Raw genomic sequence first — 18802 nt, 5'->3', positions numbered from 1 at the left:
TATTCGCAATAAGGGCTGTGACAAAAATATTGTCACAGCCCTTATTGCGAATAAACGGTGTTCTCCTGCCAACTCCTCGGTCACAAGTCACAATATCCAACAAACACGAGAAGCTGTTTTTTGAAATTGTTCCTTGTGACTCGGAGCTGATCACTGATTTCACATTCTTTTTTTCTTACATCTTATCTGGTGCATGAAGTCCTAGCAAACGAAGATCTTCTTTCAATAATACAGTCACTGCATACACTAAAGCTAAGCGTGCTTCTTTTTGTTCATCGTCAGCTAAAATTTTCGTATGAGCATAGTATTTGTTGAATGCCTGTGCTAATTTGATTGCATGTTTCGCAATCACTGAAGGTTCATATTTTTCCCCAGCGGATAAGACTGTTTCAGGATATTTTTGAACCAATTTGACTACTTCCCAGCTGATATCGTCATTCAACGCATAGTCTGCTGTTTCTGAAGGGACGAATCCTGCTTTTTCCAACAGACTGACTGCACGAGCATGTGTATATTGCACATAAGGTCCAGTTTCTCCTTCAAAACGAACCACTTCTTCCAAGTTGAAGTCAAATGTATTGAGACGATCGTTTTTCAAATCATGGAAGATGACTGCTCCAACCCCTACTTGTTTAGCTACAACATCTTTGTTTTCTAAATCAGGGTTTTTCTCGCTGATCTGTTCTTTAGCAGATTGGATTGCTTCATTCAATACTTCTTCTAGTAAGACGATTTTTCCTTTACGAGTTGATAATTTTTTACCACCTTGTGTGATCAAACCAAATGGGATATGGTGCATATCGTCAGACCAGTCAAAGCCCATTTCTTTCAAGACAGCTTTCAATTGTTTGAAATGATAACTTTGTTCATTCCCTACTACATATAGAGATTGCTTGAAGTCATAGGTACGTTTACGATACAATGCGGCAGCTAAGTCACGTGTGATGTATAGTGTCGCGCCATCTGATTTCTTGATTAATGCTGGATTCAAGTCGTAAGCAGAAAGGTCAACGATCTCCGCACCTTTATCTTCGTTCAGCAAATGTTTTTCTTCTAAAAGTTCGACGATTTCATCCATTTTGTCATTATAGAAAGCTTCACCGTTCAATGAATCAAACTGTACTTCTAGTAGATCATAGATTTTGTTGAATTCTTTCATCGATTCATCACGGAACCATTGCCACAATTGGATAGCTTCTTCATCGCCTTCTTCTAGACGTTTGAACCAAGCACGAGCTTCTTCATTTAATTCTGGTTCTGTTTCAGCTACTTCATGGAATTGGACATACAAACGAAGCAGTTCATTGATTGGCTCTGCTTTGACCGCTTCTTCTGAACCCCATTTTTTGTAAGCAACAATCAGTTTTCCGAATTGCGTGCCCCAGTCACCTAAATGATTGATGCGGATTGGCTGGTATCCGATTTTTTCCATAATGAAGCCAATCGAATTACCGATAACTGTCGAACGTAAATGTCCCATTGAGATTGGTTTTGCAATATTTGGAGAAGACATATCGATCGGTACGGTCCCTTGATTCCCAATATTGCTATCCCCATAATGTTCTTTTTCTTTCACTACTGTTTGCAAAACTTTTTTGCTGATAAGTTCTTTATTCATGAAAAAGTTCAAGTAAGGTCCAACCACTTCGATTTTTTCAAAGTTGGCAGAGTCGATTTTTTCTGCTAAATCTGCAGCGATTTGCTGTGGCGCTTTTCGGTAAACTTTTGCTAATGAAAAGGCTGGAAATGCCACATCCCCGTGTTCGGCTGATTTTGGATTTTCTAGTAATTGTTCGACTTGTTCAAGTGTCAAATCGTCTTTGACAACGTCATAGACAGCTTTTGCGACAAGATCTTTATTATTCATCTTTATTCCTCCTAAAATACTCTCTTATTTGTTCAACAAAAAAAATCTCTAATGACGACATACTTAGTATGCCATCATTAGAGACGAGATTTCCCGCGGTACCACTCCAATTGTCCTAAAAAAGGACCAGCTCCATCTGATATCGGTAGACGACCGTCTGTTTAAAACAGAATTCTCCAAGTGCGCTTCGTTGTATCTCCTTCATTCGGCTTCCACCACTTCCGAATTCGCTAGCTAAGAATGATACAAGTACTCTCTTGTTCAACAAATCTTAATCTTATTAAACTTTCTTGAATTATATCAGAAAAAAAAACGAAAGGCTAGTCGTTTCTAATAAAAAAAACAATCCAGATGGCCTAAAGGAGAAGAAATACCACCTGGATAGTTATAAATCATTTCGTAAATACGAAAGACTTAACAAATTAATCAGCTACGATAATCGTTCCTTCTTCAGAAGCTAAAAGATTTTCGATATTTTCTAAAGAAGTGATGATTGCCTTAGCGTTCGGTTTTGCTTCAACAAATGCAATAGCTGCTTCTACTTTCGGAAGCATGCTTCCTGGAGCGAACTGTTTTTCATCAATGTATTGTTTCATTTCTGAAACAGTAACAGTTTCTAGTTTCTTTTGATCCGGTTTTTGGTAATTGACATACACATTGTCTACACCTGTCAAAACGATCAGCAAATCCGCATCGATGATTTCGGCTAATTTTTCTGAAGCAAAATCTTTATCGATCACGGCTTCTCGCCCTTCTAATCCAGTAGCTGTTTCTACAACAGGAATCCCGCCACCGCCGACAGACACCGTGATAACTCCTTGTTCGACTAGCGTTTCGATGACACGTGCTTCTTTGATCGAGATTGGTTTAGGGGAAGCGACTACTTTTCTCCATCCACGTCCAGCGTCTTCTTTGAATGTCACAGTAGAATCAGCATTCATTTGTTCTTTCGCTTCTTCTTCCGTGTAGAATGGGCCGACTGGTTTACTTGGATTTTTGAAGGAAGGATCGTTTTCATCCACAATGACTTGAGTGACTAAAGAAACTACATCTTTATCGATTCCTTTTTCCTTCAGTACTTCACCCATCGCGTTTTGGAGCCAGTAGCCGATTGACCCTTCTGTCATTGCGACACATGTATCTAAAGGCATTGCTGGTGTTTTCTCAGAATCAGCAGCTTGCTGCTGAATCAATAGGTTGCCGACTTGCGGACCATTTCCGTGAGAGATGATTAGTTCATCTCCTTGCTCGATAAATTTCACTAAATACTTTGCTGTTTCCATTAACGCTTCTTGTTGGGCTTTTGCACTTGCATCCGTAGACAAGATGGCATTGCCTCCTAAAGCGACAACTACTTTTCGTTTGGCCATTTCATTCGTCCTTTCTTCAGTTCTTCTGAATTTTCTAGATAACAAAACGAGCCAGCGTCTTGTGATTTTCCCTCAATGCTGACTCGTTTTTTCGTGAGATGAATGTGGTTATGCTTAAACGCGAGGGATAAACAAGTTACCTAATGTTGCCGCCATGATTGCTTTGATTGAATGCATACGATTTTCTGCTTGGTCAAATTGACGAGCATATTTGCTGCGGAAGACTTCGTCTGTTACTTCCATTTCAGTGATGCCAAAGCGTTCTTTCATTTGTTCACCGTAAACAGTGTTTGTATCATGGAAAGCTGGTAAGCAGTGCAAGAAGATCAAACGATCTGTATTGTGTGTTTTTTCTACCATTTCCATATTGATTTGGTAAGGTTTCAACAATTTGATCCGTTCTTCAAATTTATCTTCTTCACCCATTGATACCCATACATCAGAATAAAGAACGTCTGCTCCGTCTACACCTTTATCAACATCGTCGGTAATCATCAATTGTGCCCCTGATTTTTCAGCAAAACCTTCTGCCATTTTGACGATTTCTTCTTCAGGTTGTAATTCTTTTGGTGCAACGATACGCATGTTTGCTCCCAAAATTGCACCTGTTACTAATAAAGAGTTAGCCATATTGTTTCGACCATCCCCACAGTATGCAACAGTGATGCCTTCTACAGTTCCAAAGTTTTCTTGGATAGTTAAAAAGTCAGCGATCATTTGCGTTGGATGCCATTCGTCAGTCAATCCATTCCAAACTGGAACACCAGAGAATTCTGCTAGTTCCTCTACCATTTTTTGACTGAATCCACGGAATTCGATTCCGTCAAACATACGACCTAACACTTTAGCTGTATCTTCTGTTGATTCTTTTTTACCTAATTGGATGTCATTCGCACCTAGGTATTCAGGATGTGCACCTAGATCGATTGCTGCAGTGGTAAATGCAGAACGAGTACGTGTAGATGTTTTTTCAAATAAAAGTGCGATATTTTTTCCTTCTAGATAGTGATGTGGGATCCCACGCTTTTTCAAGTCTTTCAAGTGTTCTGAAAAATCGATCAAATATTGTAACTCTTCTTTTGTAAAATCTTTTTCTGCTAATAAACTTCTTCCTTGGAATACTGATTCTTTCATATTAAACATTCTCCTTTAGATTGTTTTTATTTAAGATTAAAGAGGAAATCCTGACGACAGCTGACAGTAAGACTGTCGTCAGGTTATAAACTACTTCAAGTCTTCACGGACAAGTGGTTGACTCATGCAACGTGGACCGCCACGACCTCGTGACAATTCACTTGAGTTGATTTCCAACACTTTGATACCATAGCTACGAAGCAATTCGTTCGATACGTAATTCCGATTGTAAGTGACTACGACACCTGGAGCGATTGCCAATGTATTGGATCCGTCATTCCATTGTTCTCTAGGGGCAACGATCTCATCCCCATTACCAGTTGGAATCAATACAAGATCATCTAATCCAAGAGCAGCTTTCATCGTTTCGTGTAAGTTATCTGAATGAGTGATCTTGATATCATCACCATCTGGTTCGATCGTAAAGACATCCATCTTACCGTCTTTACTTTGGATTGCTGGATGGATAGTGAATTTGTCATGGTCTACCATTGTGAATACGGTGTCCAAATGCATCATTGCACGGTTGTTCGGGATTTTGATTGCTAATACTTTTTCAAATCCTGAATTTTTTGCGAATAGATGGCGTGCTAATTTTTCTAAAGCTTTTGCATTTGTTCGTTGAGAAATCCCAACTGCTACTACTTTATCGCTTAAGATTAATTCATCTCCACCTTCGATATGATCTGGATTTTCACGATCCAACCATACTTCGATCCCTTTATTGGCAAATCTTGGATGATGTTTCAAAATATATTCTGTAAACATCGATTCACGACGACGTGCTTCAAAAGTCATCTTATTGACGGTCATCCCATTTCCCATTGATGCGGAAGGATCGCGTGTAAAGTACAAGTTTGGCATTGGGTCCATGTAAAATGGATAGTCGTCGTCTGCTGAAAGATCATATAGGCTGCTAGAACGTACTTCGATATCTTTTGTACGAACCCCAGCCATGATTTTATCTACCATTTCTTGTGTTTCCATTGATAGAAGGAACTCATGAAGACCATCTCTTACTGCATTCGATGCGATATGAGATTCATCCAACATTTTATTCAAGAATTGTTCTTTGACGTTGCCTGCGTCAATCGCTTCTGCTGCTAATTTTTCCAAGTAAAGAGTTTCAACGCCTTCGTTTTGCAAGGTCTTTGCAAAGTTGTCATGTTCTTCTTGAGCAATCGGAAGATATGGAATATCATCAAACAACAGACGATCCATAATATCTGGTGTCAAATTTTCCACTTCTTGTCCAGGCCGTTTCAGTAAAACTGTCTTTAATTTCCCTATTTCAGAGAAAACGTGAATAGGTTTATCCATGTTGTGTTGCCTCCTTCTTTTTGATTACATGTATAGGATAGCCTCCTTTTGTAATCACTTTCATAATTTTGTCTCATTCAAAATGAGACATCCCTCACATTAATATTCGATAATTAAATAATTAAACGTTTTTCTAATTTTAAGCGTAATTTATTCATTTTTTATTCTGTATACACTTCCAAAAAAATATTTATTCATCTAAAAAATTTTTTTGAATAAATCATAAAAATAAACTATACTAACATTGTTAGCGTTTGCTATATGTATTATTATTGTTTTTTATACACAAATACTTATCTTCAAAATAAATTATTCAATGCGAATGTATATTTTTTACATAATAACAAATCAAATTTGTAAAGTATTAAAACTTATGTTTAATTCAGATGTGTTAAAACTTTACAAATTCTTTAAAAAAAGTAACAATAAATATAGTGAACAATAAGGAGAGGACTTTTTAATGCGTGTTAATAAAATCGATTTTCACTTTTCAAAACTCAGATATCAACCTGATTTTGAACATTTCTCGGATGAAGAGTTCCAACAGATCAAGGAACATACTGTTCTTCGTTCCTATAAGAAAGGACAAATCCTTTTTGATGATGGAGATTCTAGACAACGGCTATATATCTTGACCAAAGGACTTGTTCGTTTAGAACGTTACGATGAAAGTGCCACCTATTATTATTATGATTACGTGACTACCAATAACCTTTTTCCTATGTCAGGAATGTTTGGAGAAGAGACCTACACTTATACAGCTCAAGCGATGACTGATATCGAAACTTTCTATCTTCCTGTTTCCTACTATGAAAAATTAGCACGAAAAAATCCTGAACAACTGATCTATATGATTCAAAAAATTTCTAAAGTAGTCGAAATACATGAGTTACGTATCCAAATTGGATTAACCTCCAGTGCTTTTGATCGAGTGAAACAAAATCTATTCATTTTGAAAGAAGAACTTGGCGTACCAACAGAAGACGGTCATATCACCATTCCTTATCCAATTACCTTAAAAGAATTAGCAGTGAATAGCGGTACGACACGTGAAACTGCTGGACAAGTAATCAAACAACTACGTGATTCAGGATTGTTAGATTATCACAAAAAGCATTTTACTTTCTGTAAGACCGCTACTACTCCAGCTTTGAGAGAATAACGCGACAAAAAGAAACAGCGATCCTGATATTTATCGGGATCACTGTTTCTTTTCGTTTCGTCTATTCAAATGATTGGTAATAATAAGTGAGATCACTTTCTTTTTTTGTTCCATTGTAAACTACACCTAATATATTTGCTTTTGCAATCTGCAACAGTTCTTTCGCTTTTAACAACTCTTGTTTCTTTGTCTTTCTTTCTCTGACAACAAGTAGCGTTCCATCCGTTTTTGCTGCAAGGATTTGAGCATCCGTTACAGTTGCTACCGGAGGCATATCAAAAATGACCAGATCAAAGTCAAGTATCAGTTCCTCTATTATCTCTTCCATTCTTTTCGTCCCTAAAACTTCCGAAGGATTCGGCGGCTTTGGACCACTGGGCAAGACCCAAAGATTTTCTATATGTGTTTCAGTTATGTAATCGTCCGCTATCCGTTCACGCTCACTAAGTAAATTACTCAATCCTTCATTATGCGGCAATTGAAAAGACAACGCTACAGTTGGTTTCCTCAAATCGGCATCTACAAGTAAGACCTGTTTTCCACTATTTGCAAAAACTACTGCTAGATTAGCGGCAGTAATAGATTTCCCTTCATCTGGACCAGAAGAAGTGATGACCAATGTATTCAATTCACGATCAATCGCTGCAAACTGGATGTTGGACCGGATCGTTCGATATTTCTCGGCAGTAATTGATTGATCAGCTAATGCAACTAAAGGAACCGGAGGGGCAGATGTTTTCTTTTTCTTCATATTCTCTCTACTTTCTTTTTTCATTTTGTATCTAGACTTTCTATGTATACGAATAAATCCTATGATTTATTGAATTAATCATAGCACAGGAAAAAAACGAACACAATTTATATAATAACTATTTTTTTATTACAGATATCGGCATGAAACACTTCTAAAACAAGCTATATTATAAATTTAAATAACACAATTAATTAAAAACAGGCAAAAAAAATAGGGTTGTGACAAAAATCTGTCACAACCCTTATTACAATAAATAGTGTTCAAAAGTTTGCATCTACGGTAATAAGTTCAACCAAGTCAAAAACATGTGAAGCTGTTTTTTTCTTTGCTGTTCTTATAACTTGATGCAGGGCAGTTTTTTTACACTCTCTTTTATTTATTCAGATAAAACCAAGCTTGGATCAGCATTCAACTGATAGCTGGCAAAATTTCTTTTTTGCATTTCCACATGTGCTGCTGCTCCAATCATTGCAGCATTATCTCCACAAAGTCTCAGAGGCGGAATCACTAATTCTACTTCAGGAAGTTTAGCTGACAGAGCAGCTTGCAATCCTTCACGCAACCCTTGATTGGCCGCTACACCTCCAGCTACAACCAGTTGCTTGACTGGATAATTTTGACAAGCTCGAAGTGTTTTAGTAATCAATACATCAATCACACTTGCTTGAAAGCTAGCTGCTAAATCATTTTTGTCTAGATCTTCTCCACGCTGTTGTGCATTATGCACCAAATTGATAAATGCACTTTTTAATCCACTAAAACTGAAATCATAATTATCTTCATGGATCATCGCTCGTGGAAAATGATAATTATCTTTTCCTTGATGAGCTAGCTGATCGATTTCTTTTCCACTTGGATAAGAAAGACCTAATACTCTTCCAACTTTGTCATAAGCTTCTCCTGCTGCGTCATCTCTTGTCTCCCCAATGATTTCATATGATCCATCTTCTTGCATATAGACTAATTCTGTATGTCCTCCGCTAACAAGAAGTGCCATCAATGGAAACTGGAATGGTTTGACCAGACGTGCGGCATAAATGTGACCTGCCATATGGTTCACAGGAATCAGAGGCAATTGGTGTGCCCAAGCAAAAGCCTTAGCTGCAGAAATACCAATCAACAAAGAGCCGACGAGTCCAGGCCCATAAGTGACAGCGACTGCCGATAAATCTTCTGCCGATACACCAGCTTCTACCAGTGCATCTTCCAAGCATAAGGTTATTTGTTCTACATGATGGCGGCTAGCTACTTCAGGCACCACTCCGCCAAAACGTTTATGACTGTTTATTTGGGAAGCAACGATGTTAGATAAGATCTCTGTTCCATTTCTAACGACCGCTACACTCGTTTCATCACAACTTGATTCAATTGCCAGAATCAATTCTTCATTCATTTCATCGTCTCCGTTTTTAACTTTCTGCTCATAATGATCGCATCTTCTGTCGGATTGCGATAATATGATTTCCGTTTACCTAATATACGGAACTTTTCTGATTCATAAAGTTTTCTTGCTGCTTCATTAGACAGACGTACTTCTAAAAAAACATGCAGCGAATCTTTTATTTGTTCCGCAATCAGCAGATGTAGTAAATGCCGTGCATAGCCTTTTCCTTGTTCTGAAACTGCAACAGCGATATTTGTGATTTCGACTTCATCCATTACTTTCGAATACCCGACAAAACCACAGATTTGGTTATCTTCAACTAAAAGAAGATAATCTGTGTGGGGCTGTTGGATATCTGTCAAAAACTGCATCTTCGTCCAAGGTGAGCCATATGGATAAGCATTTTCGCTAATTGCCCATACGCATTCTGCCAAATATGCTTCATCAAAATCTTTTTTTCTGCAAATCAACTAATCTCACTCATTTTCTAAAATTTTTATCATATCCAACGCATCTTCTTTTGTTTCAGTGTAATATCTTTTTTTGATTGTCGTAGCTTGAAACCCTAATTTCCGATAAAGTCTTTGCGCATCCTGATTACTCATGCGTACTTCCAATGACATCGTCTCACAGCGATTCATTATAGCAAAGTTCTCAATTTCGTCAATAAGCAGCGAACCAATTCGTTTTCGCTGATATGCCGGTCGAACAGCAATATTCGTGATATGGCAATCTAAACCGAACGCTCTTGAGCCGACAAATCCGATCATTCTTCCATTATCAAAGATCCCTAAATATAGATGAGGAAGTGGTGACTTCAATTCTGACATAAAGGCACTTTTGGTCCATGGCAACTCGCCATTATAGACTTCTCGTTCGACATCCAATAGCTCTTTGATATCTTCTATAGTCAATTCTCTTAGTATATAGCGACGATCGATTTGTTCGATTGTTTTTTCTGTATAGATCATTTTATCTTGAAAAAGGCTTCTAGCATATGCTTTAAATTTTTTCAACATAGCTTTCGTCTCCAGGCGTGTGCGTCTCTAACCATTTCTCTTCAGCTTCTACTCGTTTTAAATAACGAGGGAGAAAAGCTTGTTTATCTGCAACTGGTTCATCCAACGCACCTAATTGAGCCACAGTCACACCGCTTGGGATATCCCATGATGGAACTGTATTAATCATCGCATCAGGCAGCATTTCTTTTATTTCAGAGATAAATTTATGACAATCACTCCCAACAAAATAAATAGCTTCATTCAGCTCTTGTAGTTGTGCAAACAAATCAGAAGCAGCAATATGTACATCTTCAAGTACAGTTTCTAATCTATTTTCTTTCCAGCGGTATGCCCCAGCATAGACATTTTTTCTTCGAGCATCAAACATGGGCACAATCATTTTATTCACCCCGACACAATTAGCCGCGATGGCTTTCAGGCTAGATACTCCTATTAGATCTTTATCTAGTGTATAAGCAATCGTTTTCGCTGTCGTTACACCTATACGAAGTCCTGTATAAGAACCAGGACCATCAGAAACCGCGATTCGGTCAATGTCTTGGGGACTCATTTGAAGATCTGCAAACAATTGGTCAATGGCAGGCATCAGCGTCACACTGTGGTTGCGTTTGATATTTGTCTGTATTTGCCCAAGAATTTGTTTATCTTCCACCACACCGATCGCCAAAGTTTGATTTGCAGTATCTATTCCTAATGTAATCATATATTTGATCCTTTCTGCTATAACATTCTCGCCTTCCATTGTAGCATACTTTTTTATTCCAATGATGAAAATATCAAAGGCAAAACTAGTACAATGATACATGATTATCTGCTGACCGGCAAATCTAGTTTCTTCCTTACATACACAAAAAAAGTTGCGGTATCACGACACTTTACCACAACTTTTTCTTTTTTTATTTCGTCGACTCTCGAACAATCAACTCTGTTTCAACAATGATTTTTCTTGAAACGGGTGCTTTGGAATTACTTAGTTGAAGGATTGTCTCCACTGCTAGCTCTCCCATCCATTCCGTATAAACTTTCACAGTAGAAAGAGAGGGTGTCACATATTTCGCTACACTGACATCGTTGAAACCCATCACGGAAATATCTTCTGGCACCGCTAAACCTGTTTCTTGAATCGCTTTCAGCGCGCCAATCGCTAATGCATCATTAGCCGCAAAAAGTGCATCAGGAATCTGCTCATTTGTTTTTAAATATTTTTTAACCGCTTGATATCCTGACTCGACAGAAAAATCTGCTTCGATAATTGAACCTTCGTCGTAGCCTTTTTCTGCTAAAACTTGTTGGAATGCCATGATTCTAGGATCTCTTAGTCGCTGATGGTTTTTCTTTGTATATTCTGTTCCAGCAAGCATCGCGATATGTTGTGCATTCTGGGAAACAAAGTGCTCAATGACTTTTTGAACACTCGACTTAAAATCGACAACTATAGAATCGATTCCTTGAGAAGTGCCATCAGAATCTACCAGAAGCAAGGCTTGTTGGGATTGTTTCAAATCCAACAGCTGAGCTTCATCGAATTTCCCTAATGCGATCGTTCCATCCGCTGGAAGTTCACTAATAGAATCCCACGTTTCTTTCAACAAAGTAACATTTGCTTCTTCTGCCTTTTTTTCGATTCCTAAACGAATAGACAAATAATAAAGATCTTCAAGTTCTTCTGTATCGTCGTACCATTGGATCAGACGAAGGGTTTGCTTAGCATTTGCTGCATTTTTGCGGTGCTTCGTATAATTCAAGCGTTCCGCTGCTTCAAAAATTTTTTGCTTTGTGGCTAAGCCGACGGAAAGTTCAGGATCGTAGTTGAGCACTCTTGAAACAGTAGCAGGAGAAACTCCTGCCAACTGAGCAATGTCTTTAATTGTTGCCATTTGTCTCTCCTCCTTTTTTTCCGTTTATAAAATCGCAGTAAACCGCTCAAACGCTGCTTGTCCTTTTTCATCTCGCTTGAACACCCCAGCATCTTCCAAGACACGAGCAAAAACCTGACCTACAGCTTTTTGTACAACATCAGTGACTGCATCTTTCGTCAAATCAGGATGCTCTTTTTTCAACTGTTCTGCCCATGGACGATGATATTCAGCCATCTGGTTTTCTTCTCCCAATAAGAACCGCTCTACTTCTGCTAGTTCCGGTTTCAAACGAGGTGGTAAAACAGCAAGCCCCATTACTTCGATCAATCCAATGTTCTCTTTCTTGATATGTTGGACATCTTTATGCGGATGAAAAATACCATCAGGATGCTCATCTGAAACATTATTGTCTCGAAGGACAAGGTCCAGCTCAAAATAATTGTCCCTTCTTCGTGCAATTGGCGTAATCGTGTGGTGTGGTGTACCATCTGCTGAAAAAGCCCGGATTTCTACTGTTTCATCCGAATATTCTTTCCACTTTTCCAACACTGAATTAGCTGCTTCAATCAGCAACTCTTTATCTGTTGATTGCAAACGGATCACAGACATCGGCCATTTCACAACTCCTGCGATGACTTGCGGATAATCTGCTAATTTGATGAGTTTTTCTATTGGTGCTTTTGCCATAGGAAATTCATGACGTCCTGCCTGATAATGATCATGAGAAAGAATCGATCCTCCAACAATTGGCAAGTCAGCATTTGAACCAACAAAGTAATGAGGCAAGACTTCAGTAATCCGAAGCAGTCTAACAAATGTTTCCTTTGAAATTTTCATTGGACGGTGCTGCTCTGATAAAATGATCGAATGCTCATTGTAATAAGCATAAGGAGAATATTGGAATCCCCAGCTTTCACCATCTAGATTCATTCGAATGATTCGATGATTGGTACGGGCTGGATAATTCAAGCGTCCTCTATATCCTTCATTTTCCATGCACAGCATACATGTAGGATAATCTACTTTGGCTGCCTCACGTTCTGCCGCAATTTGTTTTGGATCTTTTTCTGGTTTAGATAAATTGATCGTGATTTCCAATTCACCATATGCTGACTCTGCTGGAAATTTGATATTTTTAGCGATGGCTCTTGTTTTGATGTAATCATTTTTCTTACTTAAATCAAAGAAATAATCAGTTGCTTCCTCTGGGCTTTTTGAATAATGCTGCGCAAAGAATGCATTGACAACGGAAGGCGGCGGTGTAAGAAAATCCATCAATTGTGCTTCAAAAATCTCTTGTTCTGCTGGTAATTCTGAAAGCACACCATTTTCTCTTGCCTTAGCGACAAACTGATCCAATAAGTCTACTGATTCTTCCTTAACTGGTCTTACTTCGACGCTTTCTAGAGCGTCTTCTCCTATCATCCCTAAAAGACGATTCTGTAAATATAAGCGGTCCATTTCCATCCATCCGCCAGCTTCGATCGCAAGTGTGGCAAAATCACAAATCGTTTGACTGATTGACATATCTCATTCCCCTATTCTTCATAACCATTTGGATGGCTGACATGCCAATCCCATGCTGTTTTGATAATTGCTTTGATATCTGTGTATTCAGGTTTCCAGCCCAGAATCTCTCTCGCTTTTTCACTTGAAGCGACTAATCGACTAGGATCTCCAGCTCTTCTTGGTGCTATTTCTGCCGGGATTTCTTTCCCTGTCACTTCTCTAGCTGCTTCTAACATTTCCTTGACCGAATACCCTTTGTTACTGCCTAAATTGAAGAAGTTGCTTTCGTTTCCTTCTTTCAAGTATTCCAAAGCTAAAATATGCGCGGCAATCAAGTCTTCTACTTGAACATAATCTCTAATACATGTTCCATCTGGTGTATCGTAATCGTCTCCATAAACAGCCAATGCTTTTCTTTGGCCAAGAGCTACTTGTAAAATGATTGGGACAAGATGCGTTTCTGGTGTATGATCTTCTCCGATAGATGCATCTGCTTTTGCTCCGGCTACATTGAAGTAGCGCAAAGCGACATAGCGCATGCCATACGCTTGATCACACCACTTCATCATTTTTTCCATCATCAATTTGCTTTCACCATACGGGTTTTTAGGATTAGTTGGTGTATTTTCCGTGATTGGAGACTCTTTCGGCTCTCCATAAGTTGCTGCAGTAGAAGAGAATACGATTTTATTCACGTTGAACTCGTGCATGACTTCAAGCAAGATTTGCATACCGTATACATTGTTGTTAAAATACATCAATGGTTTTTCGACAGATTCTCCTACTAAAGAGCTTGCAGCAAAATGGATTACTCCTTCAATCGGTTCCTTTTCAAATACGGAACGTAGAAATTCTTTATCCCGAATATCTCCTTCATAAAAATGAGCATCTGGATGTACTGCTTGTTTGTGACCTGTGAGTAAATTATCTACCACAGCTACTTGATACCCCTTTTGAACTAGCTGGTCTACAGCGTGCGAACCGATATAGCCGGCTCCGCCTAGTACTAAAATTGTCATAAAAAACACTCCTTTGATTAGTGAAATTGTGTTTGTTGATTCTATATAATTAAAAAAGCGAAGTCTACTTTTATGGTGGAAAAGAAGAAAGTAAAATTTCGTAAATTTATCTGGTAAATTTATAATAAAACATTTAGTAAACATTTTCAAGGATTTTTTGCAAAGGTTTACAAACAAACGTAAAACTAGCCTTTTTTTCTCTTTTGTTCCATAATAGATATAACAAATAATAAATGAGGTGGATTCAATGAAAAAATTTGTATCTGGAATATTAGTAGGCAGCTTGGCAACAGCCGCTGCCGTTGCTGGTTTGGTCGCTTCTGTGAAAAAAACAGTGATCGATCCGATTGACGAAAAAGAAGCAATGATCGAAGAAAATCGTAAAAAAGCAATGCGCAAACGCGTTTCTCGTTAATAATTATTTAAAAAATACGCATGAAGACTTATCTGTTCTTTCACAAGTCTTCATGCGTATTTTTATTTGTCAGTCAATATAAGTTGTGCTATTTTATCTGCTTGTCTCAAATTCCATGGATCTGTATAAGGTCTAGCTGCTGCTGCAGTTAACCAATCCACACCTTCAACTGGTATTCCGTAGCAATAAAAGCCAGACTGGATTTTCCCGGAAGCATCAATCACGCGATTCGTACCTCGCTCAACATCTATAGCTTCTGAATGATAACTTCCTGTATTATCTGAAAACGAAAAAGGGCGAACAAGTTTATTTTCCTTCAAATTTTTTATGACAGGATTACTTGAACGAGAAAAGCTTGTTTGTGGCAAACGAGCTTCGATCAAATAGCGACTGCTGATTTCTTTATCTTGTAGAGAAATAACATAGTGGTTTTGCTTTTGCTGAATATCAAGTGGCGGTTCGATCAAATGAAAAATACCCGCATCTATCAGTGCTGCTAACTCTTTCGTCCGAATAACTGGCGGTCCAATCGTTAAAAAGCTGTTTAGATGAGTAAACCATCCCCACAGTATTTCTTTGTATTCCTTAGCAGAAAAAACGTGCCATTCAATAGCCTGCCGGATTGGATCACGCCAGTCTTTCAATGCATCAAATGTCGAAGTCAATGCCCCTGTGCAATTGCCTTTTTCCGCTTCTTTTATCTGTCCTTCAATAAATGCTCGGCTAGCTTCTGCAAAGGACTCATCCTGATAGGTAAGAGGAGTTTCTAGATACGACCAAGACCATTTGTATGGAAGTAATGCTGGATACTTTCCAAGACACTCTTCTGAGGAGAGGGAAAGAAAATCATGATCAAAAGTTTTCCTTGAAATCGGCAAGTGATGTTCTTCGATGATTTTCTTGTAATAAAACAACTCAGAGTCTTTTTTCAGATAGTCAAAAAATGTTTCGCCAGTCAAAAGTCCCGATCGATGCCATCGCTCAAGGTTTTCTTTTGTAAGTAGCCGTGGCCATGCCATTGCTCCGCCTTGCTTTTGATTTCTCCCTCGAGGATAGTAAGGCAGACCTCTTCTTGACCCGCTGTATATAATCGGTTCCTTGCCGGATGGATGATAGACCAACTTTCCCTTTTTGTTTTCGAAGCGCCCTCCTCTTGATACCGTAAACAATCCGACATAATCAAAAAAGCTTAAACCAAGCCCTCTTAGAAAGACATTTTCTTTTGGCTGTATCTTTGAAAGATCGACATCTGCAGGATTAGAAGGAAGCTGATACAGTAAATCATTTTTCTTTGCATAGTCTACCCAAGCTCTTTCCTCTTCTGTCTGATCATTTTCCCAATGACCACTCGCTAAAATGAGCTGATCAACAGGATAGCTTTGCTGATCTGTCTGTAATAGGAAACCGTCTTTTTCTTTGCTGACCTTTTTCACTAAAGAATAGACAAGCTGAGTAGAAGCTGGAAATTCTTCTTGCAACTTTGAGAAAAACCAGCGTTGATAAAGTCCGTATAGGCAACGAGTAGATTGCTGATCTTTTTCCAGACGGTTAATTTCTTCTATAAATAGTTGCTTATTTTTGGTTACCGTCTGTTCGATATAATCTGTAGCAGGTCCTTTACTCCATTGAAACAAATTAGGTCCCGGCATTACCGTTCCCCCACTGGACAACGTTTCGTCTGTAAAAAGCGTCACTTGTTGAGAAACAGAGTTCATTAATAATTCTGGTGGCTGATTCAATCGCCAAACTCGACCGCCTGGACCTTCTGGATCAAAAAGAATAAGTTCAAGAGAATATCTGCCCTGATTATTATGGAGAATCCTTTCTGCTACACTTAATCCTCTAGGTCCGGCACCAATGATCCCTATTTTCATTTGTACACCTCCTTTTCGATAAATTCTTTTAACACAACGGCATGGTTCTGGTGCTCGTTTTTTGCACCATAAACAAAAGTAATGACTGGATGTTCTTTCATAAGTTGGGTGAGTTCGGAAACAGCTCGCGTCTTTTCTTCTTCAAAAGACAATTCTTGCTGATATTTCTTTGCAAATGAAGCAAAACGTTCTGGTACATGGTCAAAAGCTTTGCGTGCCTCATTACTAGGCGCAATTTCTTTCAACCATAGATCCAAGTGTGCTTTTTCTTTTGAAAGCCCTCGCGGCCAGAGCCTGTCCACGAGTATCCGAAAGCCATCCTCTTCTTCAGCATCAAGGTAAACACGCTTTAATTTAATCATAGTTGTTTCCTTCTTTCTGCCTTTTTTCTTTTATATTTTATATGTAGATAATAGCATAAAATAAAAAATGAACGACACAACTATCCACGCGTCGTTCATTTTTTCTTAGTCAATACCTGATTATTGATCTAGTTTTTCCAAAGCTGTCATAAAAATATATGCTTTATACTTTTTTGCTTTTGATTTTTCCAGACCAGCCGTCATAACCACCCTTAAGCAAATAAATCTCTTTATAACCTGCTTTACGTAATTTATTTGCCGTACGGATACTCAAGCTTTTCTTTTGATCGTAGATATAGACAGGTTGGTCTTTTCGAATCGATCCTAGTGAATCTTTCAAAACAGTGTAAGGGATGTTTCTTGCACCTAAGATATGCCCTGCATCAAACACATCTTTTTCGCGAACATCGATTACTTGTGCTTTTCTCATTCCTTCTCGAAACTCTTCTTCTGTCAAAGTCGTTGCTGAACGCTTGGCCATTACTCGTAGATAGACTTCCCAAAAGATGATTGCAAGCACAATCAATAGCAAAATGATATTAATTACCCATAAAACCATGTAATGCCTCCGTTTTTTTAAGCAAATTTCAAGGCTAATGAGGCAGCGCCAATGACACCAGCTTCATTTCCAAGCTCTGCTAATTTGATTTTTGTTGATTCTCTTACTTGTGGGAAAGTGAATTCTTTAAAATATTTCTCTACACGGCTGCGTAAAAATTCTCCTGCCGCCGATACTCCGCCGCCTAACACAATACTTGACGGATTCAATGTATTCCCCAAGTTGGCGCAAGCTAAACCTAAGTAGAAGCATACGCGATCAACAACCATCAATGCAAACGGATCGTCTTCTTGAGCCATTTCAAAGATATCTTTACTTGTTACTTCTTCACCGTTATCTAACATTGCTTTCAGTTTTGAATCTCCTGCGTATTCTTCTGCCAAGTAACGACCTAGACGTACCACACCAGTAGCACTAGATACTGTTTCTAAACATCCGCGTTTACCGCAAGTACATTCGAACCCTTCAGGATCCACAGTGATATGGCCGATCTCTCCGCCTGCTCCGCTCACGCCATGGATCAAATTCCCGCCAGCAACGATACCACCGCCAACACCTGTTCCTAGAGTAACGAATACAACGTCTGGATCGTTTTCTCCAGCACCTTTCCATCGTTCACCTAAAGCAGCCACATTCGCATCATTATCGATAGCGAATTTGATTCCTGTCCCTGCTTCAATCAGTTTTTTCACAAATTGTACTTCTGTCCAGTTCAAGTTATATGCACCAATAACTGTTCCAGCGTCACTGTCCACGCTTCCTGGAGTACCCATACCGATTCCAATAAAGTCTTCGGCTTTCATATTATATAAATTCAATCGATGGTTGATTGATTCGATGATTTCAGGAACGATATGTTTGCCATCATCCAAAATATTGGTATCGATGCTCCATTTTTGTTGAATCTCTCCTTCTGGTGTTAAAATTGCAAATTTTGCTGTTGTTCCACCTAAATCAATCCCAATAATTTTCTTGTCCATTACAAATTTCCTTTCTTTCGGCTTTCTTCAATTCGGTGCTCTCTTTTTAATATGCGCCACGCTGTCATGTATGTATCATGATCGATCAAACGGCTATCATACAGATTCCGCAATTCAATAGTCATCAATTCAATATCATAGATGCGTGCACCCACATAGATAAAGATGCCAAATTTTTTGAACAGCTGCTGTACATCATATAAGCTCTCCAT

The 18802-nt window shown here is 38.6% G+C and carries 19 protein-coding genes and 1 other annotated feature; of the genes, 2 read left to right on the top strand and 17 right to left on the bottom strand.

The annotated features are described in order from the left end of the window. Positions 1-175: 175 nt before the first annotated feature. From argS to arcA, 4 genes are all read right to left on the bottom strand, one after another. The gene (gene argS / locus OZZ83_RS09910; RefSeq protein ID WP_002308891.1) at positions 176-1867 is read right to left on the bottom strand and encodes an arginine--tRNA ligase; all 1692 of its coding nucleotides are present in this window, start codon (positions 1865-1867) and stop codon (positions 176-178) included. Between the two features lie 76 nt (positions 1868-1943). Next, positions 1944-2141 (bottom strand) — a binding site (T-box leader). A gap of 148 nt (positions 2142-2289) precedes the next feature. After that, complete coding sequence (arcC, locus tag OZZ83_RS09905) at positions 2290-3237, bottom strand: carbamate kinase (protein WP_002313642.1); 948 nt, start codon at positions 3235-3237, stop codon at positions 2290-2292. A 114-nt stretch (positions 3238-3351) separates the two neighbouring features. Then, on the bottom strand, positions 3352-4371 hold the full coding sequence (gene argF, locus OZZ83_RS09900) for an ornithine carbamoyltransferase (protein ID WP_002288437.1): 1020 nt from the start codon (positions 4369-4371) through the stop codon (positions 3352-3354). A 90-nt stretch (positions 4372-4461) separates the two neighbouring features. Continuing rightward, on the bottom strand, positions 4462-5691 hold the full coding sequence (gene arcA, locus OZZ83_RS09895) for an arginine deiminase (protein WP_002308888.1): 1230 nt from the start codon (positions 5689-5691) through the stop codon (positions 4462-4464). A gap of 460 nt (positions 5692-6151) precedes the next feature. Here arcA and OZZ83_RS09890 point away from each other — a divergent pair, with 460 nt between their 5' ends. After that, on the top strand, positions 6152-6853 hold the full coding sequence (locus tag OZZ83_RS09890; RefSeq protein WP_002308887.1) for a Crp/Fnr family transcriptional regulator: 702 nt from the start codon (positions 6152-6154) through the stop codon (positions 6851-6853). Between the two features lie 61 nt (positions 6854-6914). On the opposite strand, the gene OZZ83_RS09885 is transcribed toward OZZ83_RS09890, so the two are convergent. The 8 genes from OZZ83_RS09885 to galE all read right to left on the bottom strand — a co-directional run bounded on the left by OZZ83_RS09885 (position 6915) and on the right by galE (position 14400). Beyond that, complete coding sequence (locus OZZ83_RS09885) at positions 6915-7604, bottom strand: CpsD/CapB family tyrosine-protein kinase (protein WP_002308885.1); 690 nt, start codon at positions 7602-7604, stop codon at positions 6915-6917. Positions 7605-7983: 379 nt separating this feature from the next. Next, the gene (gene tsaD, locus OZZ83_RS09880) at positions 7984-9000 is read right to left on the bottom strand and encodes a tRNA (adenosine(37)-N6)-threonylcarbamoyltransferase complex transferase subunit TsaD (RefSeq protein WP_002308884.1); all 1017 of its coding nucleotides are present in this window, start codon (positions 8998-9000) and stop codon (positions 7984-7986) included. Continuing rightward, positions 8997-9461: a ribosomal protein S18-alanine N-acetyltransferase gene (gene rimI / locus OZZ83_RS09875; RefSeq protein ID WP_002308883.1), complete on the bottom strand. Its 465-nt coding sequence runs from the start codon at positions 9459-9461 to the stop codon at positions 8997-8999. The genes tsaD and rimI (OZZ83_RS09875) overlap by 4 nt, the downstream gene beginning before the upstream one ends. Before the next feature lie 6 nt (positions 9462-9467). After that, positions 9468-10010, bottom strand: coding sequence for a ribosomal protein S18-alanine N-acetyltransferase (gene rimI, locus OZZ83_RS09870; RefSeq protein WP_002334782.1), 543 nt, complete (start codon positions 10008-10010; stop codon positions 9468-9470). Beyond that, positions 9994-10716: a tRNA (adenosine(37)-N6)-threonylcarbamoyltransferase complex dimerization subunit type 1 TsaB gene (tsaB, locus tag OZZ83_RS09865; protein ID WP_033607578.1), complete on the bottom strand. Its 723-nt coding sequence runs from the start codon at positions 10714-10716 to the stop codon at positions 9994-9996. The genes rimI (OZZ83_RS09870) and tsaB overlap by 17 nt, the downstream gene beginning before the upstream one ends. Positions 10717-10909: 193 nt before the next feature. Further along, positions 10910-11890 carry a LacI family DNA-binding transcriptional regulator gene (locus tag OZZ83_RS09860; RefSeq protein ID WP_002308880.1) on the bottom strand — a complete coding sequence of 327 codons (981 nt, stop codon included), beginning with the start codon at positions 11888-11890 and terminating at the stop codon, positions 10910-10912. 24 nt (positions 11891-11914) lie between these two features. After that, a complete protein-coding gene (gene galT / locus OZZ83_RS09855) occupies positions 11915-13399 on the bottom strand; it encodes a UDP-glucose--hexose-1-phosphate uridylyltransferase (protein ID WP_002308879.1) in 1485 nt (494 codons plus the stop codon). Between the two features lie 11 nt (positions 13400-13410). Continuing rightward, positions 13411-14400 carry a UDP-glucose 4-epimerase GalE gene (gene galE, locus OZZ83_RS09850; protein ID WP_002308878.1) on the bottom strand — a complete coding sequence of 330 codons (990 nt, stop codon included), beginning with the start codon at positions 14398-14400 and terminating at the stop codon, positions 13411-13413. A 247-nt stretch (positions 14401-14647) separates the two neighbouring features. Between galE and OZZ83_RS09845 the strand changes: the two genes are divergently transcribed. Then, positions 14648-14815, top strand: coding sequence for a DUF3042 family protein (locus OZZ83_RS09845; protein ID WP_002288457.1), 168 nt, complete (start codon positions 14648-14650; stop codon positions 14813-14815). Positions 14816-14877: 62 nt separating this feature from the next. Here the strand turns inward: OZZ83_RS09845 and OZZ83_RS09840 are convergent, their stop codons facing one another. The 5 genes from OZZ83_RS09840 to OZZ83_RS09820 form a co-directional block, all read right to left on the bottom strand. Further along, complete coding sequence (locus OZZ83_RS09840) at positions 14878-16689, bottom strand: FAD/NAD(P)-binding protein (RefSeq protein WP_002344360.1); 1812 nt, start codon at positions 16687-16689, stop codon at positions 14878-14880. After that, positions 16686-17051, bottom strand: coding sequence for a DUF488 domain-containing protein (locus OZZ83_RS09835; RefSeq protein ID WP_002308873.1), 366 nt, complete (start codon positions 17049-17051; stop codon positions 16686-16688). Before OZZ83_RS09835 ends, OZZ83_RS09840 begins: the two co-directional genes overlap by 4 nt. 163 nt (positions 17052-17214) lie before the next feature. After that, positions 17215-17610, bottom strand: coding sequence for a rhodanese-like domain-containing protein (locus OZZ83_RS09830; protein WP_002308872.1), 396 nt, complete (start codon positions 17608-17610; stop codon positions 17215-17217). 17 nt (positions 17611-17627) lie between these two features. After that, positions 17628-18590, bottom strand: coding sequence for an ROK family glucokinase (locus OZZ83_RS09825; RefSeq protein ID WP_002308870.1), 963 nt, complete (start codon positions 18588-18590; stop codon positions 17628-17630). Further along, the gene (locus tag OZZ83_RS09820; protein WP_002293902.1) at positions 18590-18802 is read right to left on the bottom strand and encodes a YqgQ family protein; all 213 of its coding nucleotides are present in this window, start codon (positions 18800-18802) and stop codon (positions 18590-18592) included. The genes OZZ83_RS09825 and OZZ83_RS09820 overlap by 1 nt, the downstream gene beginning before the upstream one ends.

Source organism: Enterococcus sp. E5-162 (assembly GCF_035725965.1).
Classification (GTDB): Bacteria; Bacillota; Bacilli; order Lactobacillales; family Enterococcaceae; genus Enterococcus_B; species Enterococcus_B lactis.
Note: the sequence above shows the minus strand (reverse complement) of the source record. Positions and strands in the feature narration are given on the sequence as shown.